4 protein-coding genes are annotated in these 5,394 nt (G+C 35.9%); 1 reads left to right on the top strand and 3 read right to left on the bottom strand.

Features of this window, described 5'->3' with window-relative positions:
* Nucleotides 1-1,118: 1,118 nt before the first annotated feature.
* Nucleotides 1,119-2,774 carry an ABC transporter substrate-binding protein gene (locus ACP6PL_RS05030; RefSeq protein WP_426543192.1) on the top strand — a complete coding sequence of 552 codons (1,656 nt, stop codon included), beginning with the start codon at nt 1,119-1,121 and terminating at the stop codon, nt 2,772-2,774.
* A gap of 346 nt (nt 2,775-3,120) precedes the next feature.
* Here ACP6PL_RS05030 and ACP6PL_RS05025 read toward each other — a convergent pair whose 3' ends face one another.
* The 3 genes from ACP6PL_RS05025 to ACP6PL_RS05015 form a co-directional block, all read right to left on the bottom strand.
* Nucleotides 3,121-3,732: a CPP1-like family protein gene (locus tag ACP6PL_RS05025; protein ID WP_426543190.1), complete on the bottom strand. Its 612-nt coding sequence runs from the start codon at nt 3,730-3,732 to the stop codon at nt 3,121-3,123.
* 405 nt (nt 3,733-4,137) lie between these two features.
* On the bottom strand, nt 4,138-4,974 hold the full coding sequence (gene pgeF, locus ACP6PL_RS05020; RefSeq protein WP_426543188.1) for a peptidoglycan editing factor PgeF: 837 nt from the start codon (nt 4,972-4,974) through the stop codon (nt 4,138-4,140).
* Between the two features lie 103 nt (nt 4,975-5,077).
* On the bottom strand, nt 5,078-5,394 hold a 317-nt coding region (locus ACP6PL_RS05015), incomplete at its 5' end, for a hypothetical protein (RefSeq protein WP_426543186.1).

Below are 5,394 nucleotides of genomic sequence, written 5' to 3'. Positions count from 1 at the left end.
TTTAAAGCCTCCCCTTGGATAGGGGAAAAAGCGGTCGAGGGATGCCGAGGTCTCCCGCTCTTAACAGAGCCGCTCCGCTAACGGCATATCCAATCAACCAAGAGAGCGGTCGTTTGCGGAGCAGTCCGTTAGGATGGGATGCCGAGGAGACCTCGGCATATCCAATCGACCAAGAGAAGAGAAATGATATTTCCCAATCTTCAATCCTCTCGGTTTTAACCAGAGGTAATTATCAATTATCCATTATCAATTATCAATTAATGAACTCCTGTCTCCTAACTCCTAGCTAACGCGCATATTTATAAAGATACGCTTAGGGGTTCTATAATGAGGGATACTCAAGAGAAGCTGCTCCGCGTCTACAAACCCCTAAAAAAGCGCACCACTAATTTTTTAAAATATAGTGAGCGACTTGAACCCTTGAATTTTTTTAGCGCTCCAGCTAAATTCTGTTTGCGGAGCATTCCGGAACGGAAAAGCTGATAAGTAATTAAAAGAATAGAATATAGCAGTTATAATATTCATTTTTTTTTCTTCTCTGTTACCTGTTCCCCCTTCCCTAAAAGTCTTCAATATCTCATAACTTAAATCAGATTGCTATATATATTTGAAGAAATTATTTTTATTAATTGCAATCTGAATATTACAATCAATACTCCTGAGATTAATTAAATCTAGTTATAGCAATCCTATTGCCATTTTAATATCTTGCTAGAGGTAAGGAAATAAGATTTTCAAAATTTTGTATTTTTATACCAACCCTGGAAAAGCTCACTTCAAAAAAATTGACTTGCTGAGATTAAGTAATATTTGGCAAGAACTTAAGATTAAATATCAAATCTACTTAAATTTAAAACTGAAACAATAAAAAACTATCCCTATATTAGTTAAATTTATATCAACAAACAAAAATAAAAATATAGTGTTTCTCACTTTTTGTGAAGCACACTTATTCTTATTCTATTATGTTTTCTTGTTCCCTATCTTGGTGCGCTACCAAGTACGTCTGTCGCCGACGCGTTCTCACACCACTGTTCCCTGAAATCTAGAATTTCGTACCTTTTAATTTAATATATTAAAGCTATATTATTTAGATATCAGAGAGGTAAATAGTCAAATTGGTCAAACATAAATCATTTAATTTAATCAACCATTCCTGGCAGTCAATTATTCAATTTGTTGGTTTGTTTTGTCTTTGCTGCTTCCTAGTCATTAGTTGTAGCCAACCTCAGAATAATCCCGATAATACCCTAACTACAGAAACAAATACAAATCGCATTACTATTGGCACAACTTTAAAACCTCGAACTATTGATCCTGCAGACGCCTACGAAGTAATATCCGGTAACTTACTCTATAACTTAGGCGATCGCCTCTACGGTTACAAGTTAGGAACAACGGAACTTGTACCCCAACTAGCAACAGAAATGCCAAAAATTAGTGAAAATGGCACAACATATACTATTCCCATTCGTGAAGGAGTAACATTCCATGACGGTACTCCCTTCAACGCCGAAGCAATGGCCTTTTCTTTAAAACGTTTTATTAAAAACAGTGGTCCACCTTCTTCTTTGCTAACTAATACGGTTGAGTCAGTAGAAGCTACCGGAGAATATCAATTAACAATTAAACTGAAAAAACCTTTTGCAGCTTTCACTCCTTTATTAGCATTTTCTGGTCTATGTGCTATTTCCCCACAAGCTTATACAATAGCTGAAAATCAATTCAAACCTGATACATTTATTGGCACTGGTCCCTACAAATTATCTGAGTATGGTACTGACGTTTTACGGTTAGATACATTTGAAAATTATTGGGGAGAAAAAGCAAAAAATCAAGGAATTGACATTCAAATATTTTCTAGTTCAGCCAACCTATTTAATGCTTTTAAAACAGGGGCTATTGATGTAGCATATTTTTCTTTAGATACCGACCAAATTACTAATTTAGAAGCAGAAGCTACCCGTCAAGGATGGCAAGTAATCTCTACAGATGGTAAGACAGTTAATTACATGGTTTTAAATCTCAATTCAGAACCATTAAATAACAAAGCTGTTAGACAAGCTTTAGCATCTATTATTGACAGGAAATTACTAAATGAACGAGTTTTACAAGGAAAAGCTGAACCAGTTTATAGTCTAATCCCTACAAAATTTGATGGTTATAAACCAGTATTTCAAGAAAATTATGGAGATGGAAATTTTGACAAAGCCAAAGAATTATTAAAAGAGGCAGGATATTCTCAAAATAGCCCAGCAAAAATAGAAATTTGGTATGCTGCAAACTCCACTAAGAGGCAATTAACAGCCAGTACATTAAAAGCATCTGTAGAGCAAAAATTAGAAGGTTTAATGGAATTAGAATTGAATAGCGTAGAAGCAGCTACCGCCTTTAAAAACTTAGATAAAGGAGTATATCAAACATTTATCTTAGATTGGTACGGAGACTTTATTGATGCCGATAACTATATCCAACCATTTTTAGAATGTACCAAAGGTTCAAAAGAAAAAGGTTGTGAAGAAGGAGCTAGTCAATTTCAAGGTTCATTCTATTATAGCGATGAGGTAAATCAATTAATCCAACAACAACGTCAAGAGCAAGACCCAGAAAAACGTCAAGCTATTTTCATAGAAATTCAAGAATTATTAGGAGAAGATGTTCCTTTTATCCCATTGTGGTTAGATAAAGATTATGTATTTACTCAAAAAAATATTAGTGGAGTTAGTTTAGAACCTACTCAACAATTCCCCTTTTGGACAATTAATAAATCATAACGTAAGCATTCAGCTGTCACCTAAGCTTTTGTAGCGGAACTGCGTTTTTAAAGAGGCAATATTCATGTGCATCTATGCTGTAGTTTTTGAGTAAAAAATAACAAAAATTTAAGTATAGAAGTAATAATCTGTTTTTCCTTATCCTTGAGGTATTCAAAGTAGGGTGGGCAACCCTACTTTATCTAGGATAAATATCAATTATTCAAGATTCAACCACCCTACATAAAATCAATTAATTACTCAAAATTTCCTTAACCCTAAAAGGTATGGTTTTTCAGTAATAAATCAGGAAGATTTGGGATAAAAACACCATAATTTTCTTCTTCCTTTTTACTTCTGCCAAAAACTAACGTAAAAAACAACTCACCATCCATAACACCAAAAAAGTTACCAAAGTAATAAATACTTCTGTTGCTAAACCAGTCGCCAAAGCACTCAGTATTCCCCCTAAAATCAACCCAAAAATTAAACCACCAACTGTCAACAAAACCGCACGGCCAAACTTATTTTCTTTGCGGTTAAGGAAATAAAGACAACCACCAACTCCCAAAGCCAAAGTTAGCTGCAAAGTAGAAGGTTGACTAACCCCAGAATAAATACTAATTGCACCTAAGACCACATATATCCCACTAGGCCATAGAATATCAGCTTGACTAGGAGTATCAATCAAATTTTGTACCCAAGCAGGTGCTTGATTATTTGGCCCTGGAGTTAAACTATCAGGGTCTTTTTTTGTTTGCCTATCTGGAAAGCGAATACGCTCAGGCACTTTAATTTTGCCTTCCTGACGCAACCGTAGACGGTCCATCAAAATAGCATCATAAGCAGCTTCAATATTTTCCATAACTTTCCGATCGTCACCGTGCTCTTGCTTCAAACGTTCTTTTGCTGCTTGAATTTCCTCAAAAGAAGCATCTTCAGTGAGACCAAGTTGTTGATAATGACTCTGATTGCTCATAGGAATTTATTAATAATCTTTTAAAATGTGACACAATACTCGATTACAGTATTTTAATCTTATCCACTTTTCCAGAAATATGCCTAGTTGACTTTACAAATATCTCTAAGTAAGAGGGAAGAAGGAAGCAAAAAATAAGGCTTTGGTTATCTAGGAGAAAAGGATGTAGATATTGAAAAAAAAGGGAAAAATGATCGAGCTAACTCTCTAGGATGAAACTGTCTAAAATAAATTAGAGCAGCTCTTTTTCAGAATCTGCGATCGAGATGCACCTTTTTGTCTCATTCTTGTTTCCAAGTGGTATTAGGTTCACACAAGGAAAACAAAAAAATTAATCTCAGAAGTACAAAGTTTTTTTCCAAATACCTATTATTAACTTGTATTACTTTTGACTTAATATCAATCTCAGCTACTAACTATTCCTGACCACTGCACCTTTTTCTGTTTTTCACGCCGATAAGAGAAAAAGTAATCCGGTTGTTGATAAGTACAATAAGGAGCGATCCCCACCTGTTGATTACCAATACCTAACTGTTTCAATTGTAAGATATTTACCAAACGAACATCTAAGCGAACTTTTTCCGGTTCAGGATCAGATAAAATTGGTGAATTAGGTAAAAACTCCAGAAAATGCAAAATATCTTCAATGTTTCCTTTACCTGTTTCTGGAAAAATAGTTACTCCCACTTGAGCAGCCACTTCTTCAGAGACTTGATAAACCTCTCCACTAATAGCAGGGCCAAGCACAACTAGCAAATCAGATAATTGACTCCCGTGGGCCTGAAAACCTGCCAATGCCACCGAGACAATTTTTGCCGCAGTACCACGCCACCCAGCATGAATAGCTGCTACTTGTCCAGTTTTTTGGTCAGCAATTAAAACAGGAACACAGTCAGCAGTACATACCCAAACGGCTTGTTTGGCTTTTTCACTTAGTAGACCATCAGCTTCGGCATAAGTTGCTTCAGCTTCAAGAGTAGATTTCCCTGCTGTAAGTACAGTATTGCCATGTACTTGCTTGACGCGATATACCTCAGCAGAGGGATGTAATATATCTACTAATTCTGTTGGTGTACTAGGAGAAAAATGGTGAGTAAAAAAACCATGAGGCCAGTTTTTTAAGAGGCTACAGGTCAGGTAAGGTCGTCCTTGCCATTCTTGCCAATGCCAAGTTACATCATTTTTACCAAAAACTTGGTAGTATTTATTTAATTTTTGTGAATCAGAGCCGAGTATAGTCATTGAAGTTAGAATTTTTTAGCAGTTTAGATTCTTATTTTGGCATCCTTCCCGAATATGCTGCACTAGCAATTTTTCTTAAATTCCATCCCCCATCTCGGAGTGCTTAAGGAAATGAAACTACTATTGCTCTATACGCAATAGAAGGAAAATTCCATCCCCCATCTCGGAGTGCTTGAGGAAATGAAACTACTATTGCTCTATACGCAATAGAAGGAAAATTCCATCCCCCATCTCGGAGTGCTTGAGGAAATGAAACTACTATTGCTCTATACGCAATAGAAGGAAAATTCCATCCCCCATCTCGGAGTGCTTGAGGAAATGAAACTACTATTGCTCTATACGCAATAGAAGGAAAATTCCATCCCCCATCTCGGAGTGCTTGAGGAAATGAAACTACTATTGCTCTATACGCAATAGAAG

It is taken from the genome of Dapis purpurea BLCC-M126, assembly GCF_050015975.1.
Classification (GTDB): Bacteria; Cyanobacteriota; Cyanobacteriia; order Cyanobacteriales; family Microcoleaceae; genus Trichodesmium.
The sequence above is the reverse complement of the archived record's forward strand: the minus strand, read 5'-3'. Positions and strand labels throughout refer to the sequence as shown.

Excerpts from the sequence above, each read along its gene's own strand:
- ACP6PL_RS05025 (WP_426543190.1), bottom strand. The coding sequence starts at position 3,732 with ATGAGCAATCAGAGTCATTATCAACAACTTGGTCTCACTGAAGATGCT.
- pgeF (WP_426543188.1), bottom strand. The coding sequence starts at position 4,974 with ATGACTATACTCGGCTCTGATTCACAAAAATTAAATAAATACTACCAA.